Origin of the sequence: Clostridium sp. TF11-13AC, assembly GCF_003481065.1 — a bacterium.
GTDB lineage: Bacteria > Bacillota > Clostridia > Lachnospirales > Lachnospiraceae > Otoolea > Otoolea fessa.
Genome location: NZ_QUKJ01000007.1, coordinates 107,888 through 124,175, shown reverse-complemented (window position 1 = coordinate 124,175; position 16,288 = coordinate 107,888). Strand labels below are relative to the sequence as shown.

Genomic DNA, 16,288 nt, shown 5'->3' with positions numbered 1-16,288 from the left:
CAAAATTACACCTAAATGACTAAAGCGCCGTTCCTTTCTTCGGCGCAAAAAAACGACTCATATCGGTATGTTCCAGCGTAAGCAGTTCCACTTTCTTATCAATTCCACCCGCATACCCGGTCAGGCTTCCATTCGTTCCTACTACGCGGTGACATGGAATGATGATGGAGACCTCATTATGCCCCACTGCACCGCCTACCGCCTGCGCGGACATATGGGATGCATTCTGCATCTTCGCCAGCTTTTTTGCAATCTCCCCATAGGTAGTCGTCTGTCCATACGGAATTTGCAATAAAATCTGCCACACCGCCTGTCGAAATGCGGAGCCAGTCGGATGCAGCGGCGGAATAAAGTCCGGTTCTTTGCCAGAAAAATAAATATCCAGCCATCTCTTTGCCTCGGTTAAAATCAGGGATTCCTGTGAAATAGCTCCGTCTGGAAGTGTATTTGCAAAATACTTCTGCCCCTCAAACCACAGACCCGTAAGTCCGATCGCGTCTGCCGCCAGCAGAATATCGCCTAACTTTGATTTATATGTACATGTATATACTGTTTTATCCTTCACCGCGGACTCCTCCCAGAGTTATCGACTGCTTTTTTACATCCAATCGCTTTCTGCTTCCTCCAGCTTCTTCACAAGTGTATCTTTAAGAACCGTAAAAGCCAGAATAAAGCTATCGCGTATCAGCAGAATCAACTCGTCTATTTCATCCTCATTATATATAACAGAGGTATTGCGTTTTTTTAACATGAGTAACCATATCTCAGCATCATTGATAAATCCGATCTTATAACCAAGCTGGAAGTTAGCGATTTCTTTTTCCGGTATTCTCTGTCCCACGGATTTCCTCATGATAGAAATAATCTACGATCACCGGATGTCCCTGCGGGACTCTTCCATAAGGCATTTCATTATCCACAAAGGCACAATCATACTTCTTAGCCATTTCCTCAGCTTTTACTTCAAGTGCTTCAAAATAACTGCGGTTATGCTTGTTATAGATCTCGTCGTAAAGTGGTACAAGATCAGGATATTTTCCGGCGATATAATCCATAATTGTCTTTTTGAAACCGCCTCGAAGATTGAGATTTTCGAGCCAGAACAGATCGCACTGATCCTTTACCCGCTCAAAGATTGCTTCAAAATCCGTGATACCGGGGAATACCGGGGATACGAAACAGACTGTACGGATACCGGCTTCATATACCTGCTTCATAGCAGAGATACGGCGCTCAATGCTCGAAGCAGAGTCCATATCGTTCTTGAAATTTTCATCTAGTGTGTTGATCGACCATGAAACGGTTACACGTCCAAGCTTCTTCAGCAGATCAATATCCCGTACCACAAGATCCGACTTTGTGCAGATCAGAATATCTGCGTCACTGCCGATCAGCTGCTCCAGAAGTTTTCTGGTATTCCCGAATTGCTCCTCCTGTGGATTGTAGCCATCTGTCACAGAACCGATGACCACCCGCTGTCCGGCATATTTCTTCGGATTTTTAATTTCCAGCCAATGCTTCACATCAAGGAAAGTGCCCCATTCCTCCTTGTGCCCGGTAAAGCGCTTCATAAAAGAAGCATAGCAATACTTGCAGGCATGTGTACAGCCCACATAGGGATTGACCGAGTAACCTCCTACCGGCAGACTAGACTTAGTCATGATGTTCTTTGTTTCCACCTCACGAATGAGGATTCCATTTATTACTTCTTCCATGATTTCTGTACCTCTAACACTTTATTAAATTCTTCCGGCATTTCCTGAATCATATTTTCATCCCCTATGATAGGGACAAGGTCTTCCTTCATAAACACCGGAATGCCGAGCTTATGTGCCTGGTCCGCCAGAGACCATGCCCATTCCGGCTCCGTATGAATCTTCCTGCTCTGAGCCCCGGTCATAGTGCCGACAACGATCCAATTGATTCCGAAAAGGTCAACTGTGCCGGGATCGTCGAATAACGGCTCAAAGGTAACATGGTAATGTTTTGCTCTGACGTTTTTCCGAAGGGCGTCGATACGCCACAGTTCTGCTTTCCTCGTCACCGTAACGCCAAACCATGCGTTTTCCGGATCGGTATCAAAATCCAGCAAATCAGGTCGCTTGGTAAGGAACAGGAACTGATGCTGTGGATTTTCACGGATCTTTGCAAATACCTCGTCTCTCCATTCCGGCTTCCATCCGGAGAGATCGCTCATCCCGGTAAGAAGAAAGTTCTGCGGACGTTTCTTTTCCATCATCTTGAGCTTACTCGGAAAGAATTCAGGGTCAGCGAAGTCATCAATCATATGCCAGCGTTTCACGTTGTTGCGGGCATAGCAATATGTACACCCCACTGTGCAGCCGATGACGATATTCATGTTCTGAATCTGATCTTTGATACAAATACTCATGACTTCTGCCACTCCTCAAGATTCTTTCTGATGCGGTCGAGGCATTCCTCAAACCGGGTAATTTCTTCCTCTGAAAAACCTTTGTAGTAAATACTGCCCATCTCATCAGATACAGAATCGTACTCGCCCTTTAAGGCATGTGCTTTCTCAGTCAGAAACAGGAGTGTTTTCCTTTTGTCCGTTTCAGACTGAACACGGCTTATCAGCCCTTGATTTTCCATTCTTTCCAGCATCGTAGTAAGAGATGTTATCGCTAATCCGCATTTAATCGAGAGTGACCTGATTGAGATACCATCCTCCTGCCACAGCACATAAAGAATACGTCCCTGGGCTCCATTAAACGCATCGATATTTTTTTCGCTGAGAATCTTCTCAAAAATCCGGTCACCAAGCTGTTTTATTTTGGTGACAAGAAATCCGCCATTTGTTTTCATGCAAAAGCTCCTATATAGTAGTTTATTAAAAACATACTATATAGGAGTTTTATTGTCAAGGGTTTATATGTCTTAATAGGTAAATTCCGTTTTTTTCAATTCTTCAAACTGGAATTGTTCAAGCTTTTTCAAATACTAACGTCCTTAATTCTGTTCAATAATTGATTTATAGTAGTTACCAAAGTCAGCAAGTGAATTAACAATTGGAAGCATTTTTGTTCCGAGTTCCGTTAAGCCGTATTCAACTCTCGGTGGCTGCTCATGGTAATCGTGGCGATATGCCAGCCCATCACTCATCATTTGTCTTAAACTATCTGTCAAAACCTTTTGTGAAATACCATCTATACTTCGTTGTAGCTCATTGAATCTCCATGGACGCTCTTTTAAGTTACGCAAAATCAGCAGTTTCCATTTTCCTCCGATAAGAGATACTGCTGTTGCAACTGGGCATTCCGGTAATTCTTCTTTTGCTCGCATAATTCTCACCTCCGAGTCTATTGTAACACATTCATTTTTGAGTGTACAGTTACAAAAAGGTGCGTACTTGTTTTTGTATGTGTCTCACACTATACTAATACCAAGCAACCAGAAACTACAAATTAACTATGGAGGTTATTATGGCAAATTACACAAAAACAACTATTGGAAAGGAAAACCGAATTGAGCTGCATGAAAAGTTGTCTTTAACAGGTGCAGAAATCAGTTTAAACGAACTACCTGCAGGAGCAAATGTCCCATTTGTTCATTCTCATAAAGAAAATGAAGAAATCTATGGAATTCTTTCAGGTAACGGCAAAGCCATAATTGATGGAGAAGAAATCAGTCTTTCAACTGGAGACTGGCTAAAAATCGCACCTACTGCAAAGCGTCAGTTTTTTGCATCCGATATTTCTGGAATTACTTATATCTGCATTCAGGTAAAAGAAAATTCTCTGGAACATTTTACAGCAGAGGATGCCGTAATCGGCTAATTAAAAGTATTTATTTACAGAAATGCACAGTTCCCGATATGCTAAGAACTGTGCATTCTTTTTCTTCAATTTTACGATTTCTCAATTTTTCAAACTTGAATTTGACTTGCCTATTTTCTTAAAATCTCATGTGGAGCTTCTATTTCATTTGCCAAGGTATGCTCTGTTAATTCTGACATCAATTTCAATTTTTTATTAATCAATGGTCGCATACAATTAGGAACATGTTCCTGATGCGCTCTGTGGATTGCTACACATTCCTTACAGTTTCCGTGATAACGACAGGCTTTCAGGCAAGGACAGTGATCTTTGTCTTTATACTCCTTACGAAATTCCGCTGCAAATTCTTCTTGCAGTCTCAACCCCTCGACACGGTTTCCCTTATGAAATTCTACCATTGCATCCAGTTCTTTCTGGTTCCCTTCAATCTTCATGTTATTATAGCGCCTCCATTTTCAACTATTCCTCATTTTCTGATAAATCCCGATTGTTCTAATCTTTTTTACGCCCACCTTCTTGCCCTTCGGACAAGAAGTATCCCTCGCTCAAAGAGCTCGGTCAATTCCGATTTTTCCACGTAAAAAAGGATGTGCCTTTTTGTGTAATAGGGAATTCCAGGAAATTTCCTATTACACGAGAAATTGCTCTCTCATCACAGTTCACACATTATGCAAACTGCAATCCCATCTCGCACAATCTAATTATATCGCAACTTTATTATCTCCGTTTATCCATTTATAGTCAAATACTATCATCAAATCGCCAAAATGGACAGCGCTTGCCAATACACTGATTGTTCTGAGCACAATGCGTACACTGGACTTCTGTGCATTCCATTTCGATTCCAAAATGCGTTTTTACAAAATCAACCGCCGCCAGAATCGCCAGATAAGAATCTCTTTTACAACACCTCGGACCGCCGGTGCGCGAAATCGCTTCCAGTGCTTTTGATGTCATCTGATTCGAAAGTCCCCAGGATTCCTCCGTCAGTGGCGTCGCCCCAGACAAGATAGATACAAACATACCTGCGCTGATTCCCGCTCCGCAGGCACCCCAGAATCCGCAGGTTCCTCCTGGAACGGCTTTCCCACGGTTCAGCATTTCCATCACAGATTCCCGCAGATTAATAGCACCTCCCGCATTTTTATATGCAGTAAGCAGCGCCGCTCCCACCATGACATGATGCTCCGGTCCATGCATATGGCAAAACGGTGCATCCATCATCTTCCGGACAATCTCGATCGGATTTCTGGATGTTTCGTCTATACACAGGGAAAGAATGGTGTCCAGTCCCTTCGTATGACAATCATTACAAACATAATGCCCGTTCTGGCATCTGGTCTTGCTCAATTCTTTTTTATGACATAATTCACACTCCATCCATTCATCCTGTTTCAGATAAATAAGAGGTGCTTTACAGACAATACATTCTTCTTGCATGGGATTTCCATCTCCTTTACATTCATTTCCCGACCAGCGCGTTGAGTTTCTCCACTATATCCATACTTCCCGACCGGAAACCTTCCAGATCGAGTGTAATGTACAGAAATCCCATTTCTTTTAATGTCCTGCAGATCGTCTCCCGCTCGGCAATCGCTTTTTCAAATTTATCCGCATCCACCTCGATCCGGACAATATCGCCATGCAGGCGCAGGCGCACATTTCCGCCAAACACGCTTCGAAGATAATCTTCGCCTTTCTCAATCCGCTTCAAAACTTCCATGTCAAAGGAAGTTCCATATGGAAGGCGGGTCGCCATACATGGCATGGACGGACGGGATGCAACGGAAATTCCTAAGTCAGCCGCAAATGCCTTGACATCCTTTTTCTCCAGTCCGCACTGTGCAAGTGGACTGACGACACCCAGCTCACGGAGTGCCTGGATACCCGGGCGGTACACATGCAGGTCGCTCTCATTGGTTCCGTCCATCACGCACGGAATCCCCTCTTCTTTTGCAAAATCCAGAAGTGTCGCGAACAGGTGGTGTTTGCAGATATAACAGCGGTTGACCGGATTCGTCCGGATGGCTTCCAGCTCCATCTCATTGACCTGGATAATTTTATGGATCGCGCCCAGCTCCTTTGCCACCCGCTCCGCGATCTCCAGATCACAGGCTGGGTGCAGCATGGTGTGAAATGTCACGGCATAAACCGGCATTCCCGTCTTCTTCGCCGTATCACACGCCAGCTTGAGAATCAGGCTGCTGTCCACACCGCCCGAAAAGGCGACACAGACCGGTGCCTTCGCTTTTTCTGCCATGAACTGTTTTAAAGCTTCTCTTTTTTCTGTCTCTGATATCATTGGTTTATTTTCCATGGTTCTTGATTCTCCTCTTAATTATCTAACGAGAATGCACTGTGCCGTTTTTCAATCTCAAAAGTGCTTACTGTAAACTAATACTTCCGTCTTCCATTACTCCGTGGAATACTTCCATGAAGCGCTTCCCTGTCTCCCGGCAGATCGCGCGCACGCTCTCATACTCCGGATAGCACGTATCCACGCCGCCGCGCTTGCAGATTTTTACCTTTGCTGCCCCGTAACGGGTCTGGATCTCCTTTACTTCCCGTGGCAGTATCGTCCTCTCTACTGGATAGCGGCGCACACCGATCGTGGTCGTACAGGAGAAGACAAGCTGTTCTAATTCTTCCCGTTTTTCTGCCGTTGTCAGTACATGAAGCACATACGCCGGACGGTTTTTCTTCATATATGCCGGTGTGTACCACACATCTCTGGCGCCCGCTTCCAGAAGCACCTCCATCGCATATCCCAGCGCCTCGCCGGTGCAGTCGTCCAGGTTTGCCTCCATGACCCACATGGAGCTCTCGTCGTGACCGTCTTTTCCAGTTTCTACTTCCACCGTTTTATCCGTCAGAAGCATCGCCCGCAGGATATTCGCGTGCGCGAAATCCTTATTTCCGGCGCCGATACCGATCTTTTCGATCTGGTACTTCTTCGGAAGCGCCGCTTCTGTCCGGAATGCCGCCGCGATCGCCGCGCCGGTCGGCGTTACCATCTCTCCTTCGACATCCCGAAGCGTCAGTTCCAAGCCCTGTGCCGCTGCGATATTTGCCGTCGCCGGAACCGGAACCGGCATTAAACCGTGCTGGCAGCGTGCGAATCCATGACCTTCGGAAAGCGGCGATATCACCACGCGGTGGATTCCCAGATCCTCCAGGCAGAATGCCGCACTGATAACATCCACAATCGAGTCAATTGCACCGACTTCATGGAAATGAACCTCGCTGACCGGGATTCCGTGTGCTTTCGACTCTGCCCCCGCCACAATCTCAAACATCCGGCGCGCCAGGTTTTTAACGCGGTCAGATGCATCCAGACGATCGATGATCTCGAAAATGTCATGAATGTTGCGGTGGACGTGAGGATGCATATGATCGTGGGTGTGAGCGTGATCATGGCTGTGCTCATGGTCGTGGGTGTGAGCGTGATCATGGCTGTGCTCATGGTCGTGAGTGTGTTCATGATCGTGATGATGCTCATGGTCGTGCTCATCATGGCTATGTTCGTGCTCATGACCATGTTCGTGGTCATGATGATGCTCTTCTTCCTCTAAATGTACATCGAAATCATACGCATCAATTCCACATTTCTTCGTCCGCCCAAAATGCAGATGATACCCGGATACGCCCAGACTGTCCAGTGCCCGTACCAGTTTTTCCCGGCTTGCTCCAAGATCCAACAGTGCGCCAACCGTCATATCTCCACTGATTCCAGACGCACAATCCAGATATAAGATTTTCTCATCCATTTTTACTTCTCCCTCTACTTTTCTCATTTTATTGATACATTTCCGTTTTTCGCTTTTATGCAATTATCACAAACCACTATCACTCTGCCGTCTTCTTCGGCTCCCGAACCGCCAGGCGGTTAATCTGCGCCGCCAGATATGCTGCGCCGTAGCCGTTATCTATATTTACAACCGAAATGCCGTTCGCACAGGAATTAATCATCGTGATCAATGCCGACAGTCCATGAAAACTTGCACCATAGCCGACCGAGGTCGGAACCGCAATGACCGGATTTTCCACCAGCCCGGCGACAACTGTGCCAAGCGCACCTTCCATTCCCGCCACCGCAATCACGCAGTTTGCCCTCGCAATCGCCTCGCGTTTGGATAAAAGGCGATGGATGCCCGCCACCCCTATATCATAGTATCGCTCCACGCGGCAGCCGAAAAATTCTGCCGTTTTGGCAGCTTCCTCCGCAACCGGGATATCCGCGGTTCCGCCTGTGCAGACTGCCACCAGCCCTTCCAGCTTCCGCGGTGTCTCCGATGATTTTCTCGCCTGCAAAATTTTTGAAACCGGATCGTATTCTATCTCCGGGATGCGCGCCCGCACTAGATTCCACTGCTCCGGCGTCGCCCGCGTTCCGAGTACTTCCCCATTTTCCCGGTACAGCGTCTCGAAAATATCCGCCAGATAGGCATCCGGCTTTCCTTGGCAGAACACCGTCTCTGGGAATCCCGAACGCAATTTCCGGTGCAGATCCAGCTTCGCATACCCTAAATCTTCGTAAGGAAGATTCTTGAATGCATTCTCCGCTTCCTCAATACTCGTATCCCCCCGTTTTACCTCTTCCAACAGCTTCCGAACATCCATTTTTCCTCCTCCTTACCAAATCCCGAATTATTAATCTCTTACTATCGCCCATCTTCTTGTCCTTTGGACAAGAAGCATCCCTCGCTCTTATGAGCTCGGTCAATCCCGATTTTCTCTGTCAATATGTGAACCGGCTAAACTGCTGCCATCTTTTCCTGCAATGCCTTTAAATCAATCCGCCGCGTGCAAATCCGCTTCAAAAGAGATTCCGAATGGCTCACAATCACCATTCCCAGCTCCCGCTCCTTTGCCTCCTGCAAAAGCGCCTGCCAGATCTGGCTCTGGGTCACTGCGTCAAACATCGCGGTGATCTCATCCGCCAGCAGATACCGCGGATTTGCCGCCAGCGCTCTGGCAATACAAAACCGCTGCAGTTCGCCTCCGGAAAGCTCCGATGGGAACCGATCCAGCCATTCTTCCCGGATGCCAAGCCGTCCCCGGCTCTCCTCATCCACCTGACCGCCCTCACTGAGAACCTGGCGCATCCGCCAGCGCGGGTTGACCGCCTGCTCCGGGTGCTGCCAGATTAACTGCACCGGCATACAGCCCCGGATATTCTCAATCGGTATGCCGTCAATCTCTACCGTTCCCGCCTCCGGTCTCTCATATCCCGCCAGCAGGCGACACAGCGTCGTTTTTCCATATCCGCTCGGCGCCACCAGCCCCACGCGCTCTCCCGGCTCAATTTTCAGGGAAATACGCGTCAGCACGTGGCGCCCGCCATTTTCATATGAAAAAGATAGGTTTTCCACCTTTAGTGACATCTCATTCTCCTCCAAAAAATTCATGTTCCGGCAGTGCCCGGTAGAGCGCCTGCGTGTATGGCTCTTTCAGATTCCGTCCCTCCCGGAAGTTCTCCGGCTTTACTTCCTCCAGAATCGTCCCGTCATAAAACACCAGAATCCGGTCCGCCATCTCAATCGCCAGTTCCAGATCATGAGTAATCAAAAGCACCGCTGCCCCGTCCTGTGCCATCTCTTTTAAATGACGGATCACATGGCGCGCGGTCATCGCCTCCAGCCCCGGTGTCGGTTCATCCGCCACAATCAGCCTCGGCTCCTGCATCAGTGCCGCTGCCATCAGGACGCGCCGCGCCATGCCGCCCGACAGCTCAAATGGATAACATTTTTCCACTGATTCATCCAGCCCGTACCGCTTCAAAAGCTGGCGGCATTTTGCCCGCGTCGCTTCATCTTTTCTGCCGCCGCAGATCTGATCCCCGACCCGCATCAACGGATCGAGGTAGGAAACCCCCTGCGGAATCAGGGAAATCCCATTGCCCCGCAGCCCGGCAAGCCGCGTCTCATCCAGAACCTCTCCCTGATAGGAAATTTTTCCTTCCATCCGGCAGTTGTACGGCAAGATCCCCAGAATCGCGTGCGCCAGCAGGCTTTTTCCCGAACCACTCGCCCCGACCACCGCCGTCAGCTCCCCACTGAAAAGTTTGCAGGAAAGGTCGCGGAGCGGATGGAGTTCGCGCCGTCTAAGCCCACGCGCGTACTGCGTAAAATATAAGTTTAGATTTTGAATTTTCAATATCGGCTTTTCCATGGAATCACGATTTTCACGCAATCTCCGTTCTTTGAGAACGTCTGTCTGTTCCAAATCTGATAGCCGCATCGTTTTTGATTGTTTCTGTCTTAATCGCATCATTTTATCAAAATATATGTTTTTCTGCCTCATTCCCAGCATCCTCTACTCATGCACGCTCCCCGGATCCATCAGCCGCCCCAGGCTCTGCCCGATCGCCTGAAATCCCAGCGTTACCAGCACCAGTGCCGCGCCCGGAAAGAGCGCCAGCCACCATTTTCCGGTAATCAGGTACGACATACTCTCGGATAAAATAACACCGATCGCCGGTTGCTCGGAGAAAAGACCGAAGCCCAGAAAGGTCACGCCCGCCTCATGCAGAATCGCATGGGGAAAGAGAAGAATTAACCCGGTCACAAATTGCCGCGATACCTGCGGGACGATGTGGTTCCAGGCAATCCACCAGGGCTTTTTCCCCAGTTTTTCGGAGATCTGCACATACGGACTTTCCCGGATCTGTAAGATTTCCGCCCGCAAAAGCCTCGCCAGCGACGCCCAGTGCGTCAGGGCAATCCCGGCTGCTACACCCCGGAATCCCTTTCCCAGACTGTAGGAAATCAGGATCAGGAGAAGCATGTGCGGGATTCCCATTACCAGATTAATCAGCCCGCATACCAATGAATCCATCAGTCCCCCGCCAAGCGACGCCAGCAATGCAAGCGCCAATGCCACCGCGGCGCTGATCGCCGCGGTCAGAAGCCCCAGCCGGATGCTTAAAGAAAGCCCCGCAACCGTCCGTTTCATCATATCCCGCCCCATCCAGTCGGTTCCAAACAGCCCGCCGGTTCCCGGAGGCAGGTTTTTTCTCGCAAAATCGACCTGCTGTGCGGCATCCTCCCAGACGATTCCAAGCACTGTCACCAGAATCAGGAAAAGGAGGGAAATTCCCAGCAGCCAGAGTGTTTTCTTTCTCATGCCCTGCCTCCTTTCCTAAGTCTCGGATCGACCAGCCGGTACAGCCCATCCGCCGCTGCATTTCCTGCAAATACAAGCACGGCACTGATGAGTGTAATTCCCATCAGAAGCGGGATATCGCTTCCCAGCCCCGCCGTGACCGCCGCCTGTCCGAGTCCCGGATAGGAAAAGACCTGTTCCACCAGCACCGAACCGCCGAAAATCTCGCTGATCGAGCCAAATTGGAGCGTAATTACCGGGAGAAGCAGGTTGCGGAGTCCATGCCGAAAAATCAGCCGCCAGCCGCTCTCGCCCCGCGCCCGCGCATAGAGTACGTAATCACTTTCCAGAATCTCAATCACTTTTTCGCGCGTGTGCATCGCAATCGAAGAAATCCCTGTCAGTCCCAGCGTACACGCCGGCAGAAATGCGTGATACAGGCGATCCGCCAGGCTAACCTCGTCCGCCGCCATTCCCACCGGGACACTGAACCCGATTGGGAAGATAGGAAGCTGCACTGTAAAGAGAAGCAGCAGCACCAGCGCCAGCCAGAAGGACGGCGTTCCCGCGATCACGATGCAATAGCCCGTAATCAGGCGATCCACCCACTTGCCCCGTTTTGCCGCCGCTGCAATTCCTAAAAATATCCCCACGATTCCCGAAAACAGCCACGCAGACAGAAGGAGCCACACTGACGCAGACGCCTTTTCCGCGATCACCTCCAGCACCGGTCTGCGGTACAGAAGGGAAATGCCAAAATCACCATGACAGATGCCCGAAATCCAGTTAAAGAAGCGCTTCCAGACCGGCACACCAACGCCCCAGTACGCCTGCAGCTTCTCGATCTGCTCCGGCGCCATCGAGCCGAGCGCCGTCTGCCCGACATTCGTCTGCAGCGGATCGACCGGAGACATCGACACCAGCAGAAACGATACCAGACTGACTGCCAAAAGCAGCAAAATCAGGTGCAGCAGACTGCGCCCAAACCATTTCATCCTACTCATAGTACCACCGATCGACATTGTTGACGATGGACCAGCCGTGACCGTGCGGATGCACCTTCTGCTCTGCGACATGAAGCCCGTCTCTCACCCAGTACAGATGATCGACATTCACCAGCCAGATCCACGGAAGATCACCCTCGGCTGAAACGCCCGTCTCGCCGTCCCACTGCGCCTTTTTCCACAATTCATACGAACTTTCCAGATCCGGTGCTGCCAAGGCCTCATCCATATAAGCGTCCACGGTCTCATTCGCATACGGCGAATATTCTGCCAGCCCCGTATCTGCCTTTGTATGGTAAATATTATAAAATTCCATCGGCGTGTGCGCGCCCCAGCCCCAGAGAAGCGGCTGCGACTGTGCCTCGTCATACGCAGTATCCCAGCCGGTGCCGCGGATCGATGCGTCAATTCCAATCTCTTTTAACTGCTGCGCCGTATCGGCTGCCAGCGCCTGACGCACCGAATCCCCGGTCGGATAGAGAAATTCCAGAATGGCTTTCACTCCACCCTTTTCGCGGATGCCGTCGGCATTTTTCTTCCATCCCGCCGCATCCAGCATCTCTTCCGCCTTCTCCACATCATAGGAAATGTTCTCCATTTCATCGTTGTACCACGGCATCTTGTCACAGACACTATATGCCGGGCTGCCGTAACCATTTAACACATGATCGATCATTTCCTGTCGGTCAATCGCCAGGTTGATCGCCCGGCGCACCTGCACATCCGCGGTAAAATCATTGCCGATTTTTACGCCATCCTCCCGTATCGTCTCCGGCACTGCCGGGAGGTTAAATCCACGGTTGTCCACTGTCTCACAATCCAAAAGGCTGAATCCTGGAACCGACTGGTCTGCATAGGACGCCGCCGTGTACGCCACATCCACCTGCCCGGCGCGCACCGCCGCAAACGCCGTGTCCTCTTCCATAAAAAGAATCGTGACCTGCCGCATCTTCGGCATGTCGCCATAATAATCCGGATTAGCTTCCAGAATCACCTGCTGTCCCTTGTCCCACTGTTTCAGGATATATCGCCCGGAGCCGATGGGATGTGTGCCGTAATCCGTTCCATATGCATGCTCCGGCACAATTCCCGTCACCGCCATCGTGTATGACCAGATAGCAAACGGGCGTTCCATCTCAAACACAACCGTCACATCATCGATCGCCTCCGCCTGTTTCAGCATTGAAAAATCGTTGACGGAACTCGTCTCTTTCAATGTGTTATAAGTGAATGCCACATCCTCCGCGGTCAGCGTCTCGCCATCCGTGAATTTCGCATCATCGCGGATCGTCACCGTCCATGTCATTCCATCCTCGGAGGTCTCCACATCCGTCGCCAGATCATACCCGATACTCAAATCTGCTTCTGTCACCGTCAGGGTGCTCTGGATCAGCGGTTCATGCATATGCTCGCCCGCGCCCCAGCCATATGCCGGATCAAAGCCCGCCTCCGGCTCTGAAGTCGGCGGCATCGCGATAATAACGCTTGTTTGGGTATTTTCCGCTGCATTTTCGCCGTTTTCAACATTTTCCGTCTGTTCTGCGCCGGAACCGCCTTTCTGCGCCTGATTTTCAGCGTTTCCGCATCCGGAAAGCATGACTGCCGCCGCTAAGGCAGTGACGCCAAGTGCCCTGGCTTCTCCGAACACCTTTCCAATGATTTTGCCTGTATTTTCTCGTTTTTTCATATTTTCTGTTGTACCCCTATATTTTTCTTTATGAAACAAAAGGATATCAGAAAAGTGCGATCCCTGCTGAACCGCTGTACCTTCCTGGTATCCTTCTCCATTTTTCTTATTTATTTTATGTGCGGCTATTTAACTCGCTTCTCTGCCAACAGCATAGACACCTGATTCCTATTTTTTCGTTCCCCCGCTTCTGCAAGGTAGCATCTGCTTGTGCAGCGCTGTTTTCTTTTTCTTATATACATTTAGACTCATTTTAGATGTCTGTTATCTTATTATTATTCTGTCGGCGTCGTCTTTCTCACATTCGTCTCCAGGAAACGGTTATATCCGAGCCAGCCCGGATTCTCCCCGCCGCTTTTTAAGACTTCCAGCATCGTCTCCATCTTCGCATCGGTATTGTCCGCGAAATTCAATGCCAGCGCCTCCAGAAGCGCCGGTTTCTTCGGGGAACCGTACTCTAATTCGCCGTGGTGCGCAAGGATGCAGTGCTTTAACTCCGCCGCTGTCTTTGCCGGGAATCCCGGAATCTCCTTAATACGGTCTGCAACCATCATCGTGCCGATCACGATATGACCTAAGAGCTGACCGTCGTCCGTATAATCATTTTCCGGAAATGCGGATAATTCCTGCACTTTTCCGATATCGTGGAACAGCGCCGCCGTCAGAAGCAGATCGCGGTTCAGCGCCGGATATGACTTCGTGTAGAAATCACAGAGTTTCATAACACTTAACGTATGTTCCAAAAGTCCGCCCACAAAACCATGATGCACACTCTTCGCCGCCGAATGGAAGCAGAATTTCTTCACAAATGCCTTATCTTCCAGGAAATAGCTGGATGCCAGCTTTTTCAGGTACGGATTCTGGAAAGACTGCACCAGAGCCGTCAGATCCTGATACATTATCTTGATATCCTTTGAGCTGACCGGAAGGTAATCACTTTCCTGATACTCGCCCTCGTCTGCCTTGCGTATGCGCTTGATATTTAACTGGTTGGAACCCTGGAAAACCGTCACATCGCCGTCCACATAGACGTACTGCAGCGGCTCAAAATCATTGATGCCCGGGGAACTTAAATCCCAGATTTTGCAGTCTACCGTGCCTGTTTTATCCTGAAGCAGCACGGAAGCGTACTCTTTTCCGTTTTTCGTCACCGCGTGCTGTTTCGTCTTACATAAATATACGTCCGAGACTCTCATTCCTTCCCGGAACTGTTCAATATATCTCATTCTGCCTATATCCTCCTGAATTTCTATCTGGCGCGCAGAGATACCAAAAATGGAATTTCCGTGTATCCGTCGCGCCCTTTCCGCATCACATTTACCGATACAGACACGCCGCTCGCGGAATTTTCAATCTGCGCCTGGAGATCTTTGAAACTTCCGATCTCCTTTGTGCCAAATTTCACAATAATATCGCCGGGCTGGATACCAGCGTCATATGCCGGGCTGCCGGAGACTGCCTCCGTCACGTAAACGCCCGCCGGAATGCCGCTCCCCTGCATCGCACGGCTCACATCCTGTCCCAGGATGCCCAGATATGCCGCCGAAGCGCCATTCGTCAGCCGCTCCAGAATCGGCTTGTAGCTGGAAATGGTGTACGCCGCCGTCCGATCCGTACAGCTCTCGCTGCGGCAGGACTCCGATGTCCAGCCGACCATCTCTCCGGCTGTATTGATCAAAAAGGTACCCGTCTGCGAATTGCTGCTGATATCCGCATACAGGATCCGCGTCAGTCCATCTGTAATCTGCACATTGCGCGCCACGTAGGATACCGTTCCGAACGAAAGCGAATGCACCTGTCCGGACGGACCGCCGATACCTACGAGGACATCGCCTGCCTTGACCGTATATGAATTGGCAAGTGAAAGCACCTGCACCTTTTTCCGCTCTTCTTCCGGCAGATTGCCGGACGGCACCGCCACAACTGCCATTCCGAGCACTTCGTCAATCTGGCGCACTGTACCAGCGATCTTCGTTCCATCCGAAAATCTCACATTGATCGAATCTGCCGCCCGCACCGCATCGGCGTAAGTAAAGATCAGAAATTCTCCATCACTCTCCGCGATGACTGCACCTGCATAATCACCCGTATTTTCCACCGGGTTTCCAAATATATCCGTATCCTGTTTGCCGGAGCTGACCGTCACGATCGACTTATCACCCTGTTCCCCGATTCCACGCAGCACCGACGTCATCGAATTGAAATTGTCTGCGGAAAACTGATAGCTGGAAAGCGCCTCGCTGACCGCCTCATCAATCTCCTGCTCCATTTGTTCCGGCTGCGCTGTCATATCCGCATCTGCACCGTCCGACGGCGAAACAGAGTCCGGATCATCCTTGGAAAACTCGACTGAGGATGTCTCCTGCATCCCATTTTCCTGAAAACACCGATCCGCAAACGGCTTTACCGCCGCAAACGAAACCGCCGCGACTCCTCCAAATGCGGCTGACGCGCATACAAAGAGAGCCACCCGCTTCGCAATCTGTTTTCTGGTCAGCGGCGGCTTCACTATCGTTTCTCTCATGAATTCCCGTTTTTCCTTTTTTTCAAGTTCTTCTGAATCCGGCATTTCACTTTCCCCTTTGCATAACATATCCTAATTATACTTTCCTTCTTAAGGTTATGCAAGAAAAAAGTGCGAATGCTTGGCTAGACGGCGGGGAATGTGATATAATGTGAACACTTGACGAGGTCTT

At 49.8% G+C, this 16,288-nt stretch carries 19 protein-coding genes; 1 reads left to right on the top strand and 18 read right to left on the bottom strand.

The genetic code is table 11. The features are described from left to right. Positions 1 to 19 precede the first annotated feature (19 nt). The 6 genes from DXD12_RS13020 to DXD12_RS12995 form a co-directional block, all read right to left on the bottom strand. Complete coding sequence (locus DXD12_RS13020; RefSeq protein WP_118638498.1) at positions 20 to 565, bottom strand: methylated-DNA--[protein]-cysteine S-methyltransferase; 546 nt, start codon at positions 563 to 565, stop codon at positions 20 to 22. Between the two features lie 33 nt (positions 566 to 598). Further along, positions 599 to 841 carry a nucleotidyltransferase substrate binding protein gene (locus DXD12_RS13015; protein WP_243105395.1) on the bottom strand — a complete coding sequence of 81 codons (243 nt, stop codon included), beginning with the start codon at positions 839 to 841 and terminating at the stop codon, positions 599 to 601. After that, positions 807 to 1,715 (bottom strand): radical SAM mobile pair protein B, encoded by a 909-nt coding sequence (locus tag DXD12_RS13010; RefSeq protein WP_118638497.1) that lies wholly within the window; start codon positions 1,713 to 1,715, stop codon positions 807 to 809. The genes DXD12_RS13015 and DXD12_RS13010 overlap by 35 nt, the downstream gene beginning before the upstream one ends. Continuing rightward, on the bottom strand, positions 1,703 to 2,392 hold the full coding sequence (locus DXD12_RS13005; protein ID WP_118638496.1) for a radical SAM mobile pair protein A: 690 nt from the start codon (positions 2,390 to 2,392) through the stop codon (positions 1,703 to 1,705). The genes DXD12_RS13010 and DXD12_RS13005 overlap by 13 nt, the downstream gene beginning before the upstream one ends. Beyond that, positions 2,389 to 2,826, bottom strand: coding sequence for a radical SAM mobile pair system MarR family transcriptional regulator (locus DXD12_RS13000; RefSeq protein WP_117796695.1), 438 nt, complete (start codon positions 2,824 to 2,826; stop codon positions 2,389 to 2,391). The genes DXD12_RS13005 and DXD12_RS13000 overlap by 4 nt, the downstream gene beginning before the upstream one ends. Before the next feature lie 144 nt (positions 2,827 to 2,970). Next, positions 2,971 to 3,303, bottom strand: coding sequence for a helix-turn-helix domain-containing protein (locus DXD12_RS12995; protein ID WP_008373705.1), 333 nt, complete (start codon positions 3,301 to 3,303; stop codon positions 2,971 to 2,973). A 140-nt stretch (positions 3,304 to 3,443) separates the two neighbouring features. On the opposite strand from DXD12_RS12995, the gene DXD12_RS12990 reads away from it, so the two are divergent. Then, a complete protein-coding gene (locus DXD12_RS12990; RefSeq protein WP_020993869.1) occupies positions 3,444 to 3,797 on the top strand; it encodes a cupin domain-containing protein in 354 nt (117 codons plus the stop codon). Positions 3,798 to 3,907: 110 nt separating this feature from the next. Here the strand turns inward: DXD12_RS12990 and DXD12_RS12985 are convergent, their stop codons facing one another. The 12 genes from DXD12_RS12985 to DXD12_RS12930 form a co-directional block, all read right to left on the bottom strand. Continuing rightward, positions 3,908 to 4,231, bottom strand: a complete 324-nt coding sequence (locus DXD12_RS12985; RefSeq protein WP_004613237.1) for a hypothetical protein — start codon at positions 4,229 to 4,231, stop codon at positions 3,908 to 3,910. A gap of 307 nt (positions 4,232 to 4,538) precedes the next feature. Then, positions 4,539 to 5,237 (bottom strand): DUF5714 domain-containing protein, encoded by a 699-nt coding sequence (locus tag DXD12_RS12980; RefSeq protein WP_118570127.1) that lies wholly within the window; start codon positions 5,235 to 5,237, stop codon positions 4,539 to 4,541. A gap of 22 nt (positions 5,238 to 5,259) precedes the next feature. Continuing rightward, complete coding sequence (gene larE / locus DXD12_RS12975) at positions 5,260 to 6,114, bottom strand: ATP-dependent sacrificial sulfur transferase LarE (RefSeq protein WP_207663378.1); 855 nt, start codon at positions 6,112 to 6,114, stop codon at positions 5,260 to 5,262. Between the two features lie 67 nt (positions 6,115 to 6,181). Continuing rightward, on the bottom strand, positions 6,182 to 7,564 hold the full coding sequence (larC, locus tag DXD12_RS12970) for a nickel pincer cofactor biosynthesis protein LarC (RefSeq protein WP_118638495.1): 1,383 nt from the start codon (positions 7,562 to 7,564) through the stop codon (positions 6,182 to 6,184). A 79-nt stretch (positions 7,565 to 7,643) separates the two neighbouring features. Next, positions 7,644 to 8,417, bottom strand: a complete 774-nt coding sequence (gene larB / locus DXD12_RS12965) for a nickel pincer cofactor biosynthesis protein LarB (RefSeq protein ID WP_022358794.1) — start codon at positions 8,415 to 8,417, stop codon at positions 7,644 to 7,646. A 134-nt stretch (positions 8,418 to 8,551) separates the two neighbouring features. Next, positions 8,552 to 9,181: an ATP-binding cassette domain-containing protein gene (locus tag DXD12_RS12960; RefSeq protein ID WP_118638494.1), complete on the bottom strand. Its 630-nt coding sequence runs from the start codon at positions 9,179 to 9,181 to the stop codon at positions 8,552 to 8,554. A gap of 1 nt (position 9,182) precedes the next feature. Further along, positions 9,183 to 9,953, bottom strand: a complete 771-nt coding sequence (locus DXD12_RS12955) for an ABC transporter ATP-binding protein (protein WP_243105394.1) — start codon at positions 9,951 to 9,953, stop codon at positions 9,183 to 9,185. A 159-nt stretch (positions 9,954 to 10,112) separates the two neighbouring features. Then, positions 10,113 to 10,922: an ABC transporter permease gene (locus DXD12_RS12950; protein WP_118638493.1), complete on the bottom strand. Its 810-nt coding sequence runs from the start codon at positions 10,920 to 10,922 to the stop codon at positions 10,113 to 10,115. After that, entirely contained in the window at positions 10,919 to 11,905 is a 987-nt protein-coding gene (locus DXD12_RS12945; protein ID WP_347561392.1) for an ABC transporter permease, read from the bottom strand. Before DXD12_RS12945 ends, DXD12_RS12950 begins: the two co-directional genes overlap by 4 nt. Further along, positions 11,898 to 13,592, bottom strand: a complete 1,695-nt coding sequence (locus DXD12_RS12940) for an ABC transporter substrate-binding protein (RefSeq protein WP_182457088.1) — start codon at positions 13,590 to 13,592, stop codon at positions 11,898 to 11,900. The genes DXD12_RS12945 and DXD12_RS12940 overlap by 8 nt, the downstream gene beginning before the upstream one ends. 275 nt (positions 13,593 to 13,867) lie before the next feature. Continuing rightward, a complete protein-coding gene (locus DXD12_RS12935) occupies positions 13,868 to 14,818 on the bottom strand; it encodes an HD domain-containing protein (protein ID WP_118472547.1) in 951 nt (316 codons plus the stop codon). 23 nt (positions 14,819 to 14,841) lie between these two features. Beyond that, entirely contained in the window at positions 14,842 to 16,116 is a 1,275-nt protein-coding gene (locus tag DXD12_RS12930) for a S1C family serine protease (RefSeq protein WP_233430292.1), read from the bottom strand. Between the last annotated feature and the right edge of the window lie 172 nt (positions 16,117 to 16,288).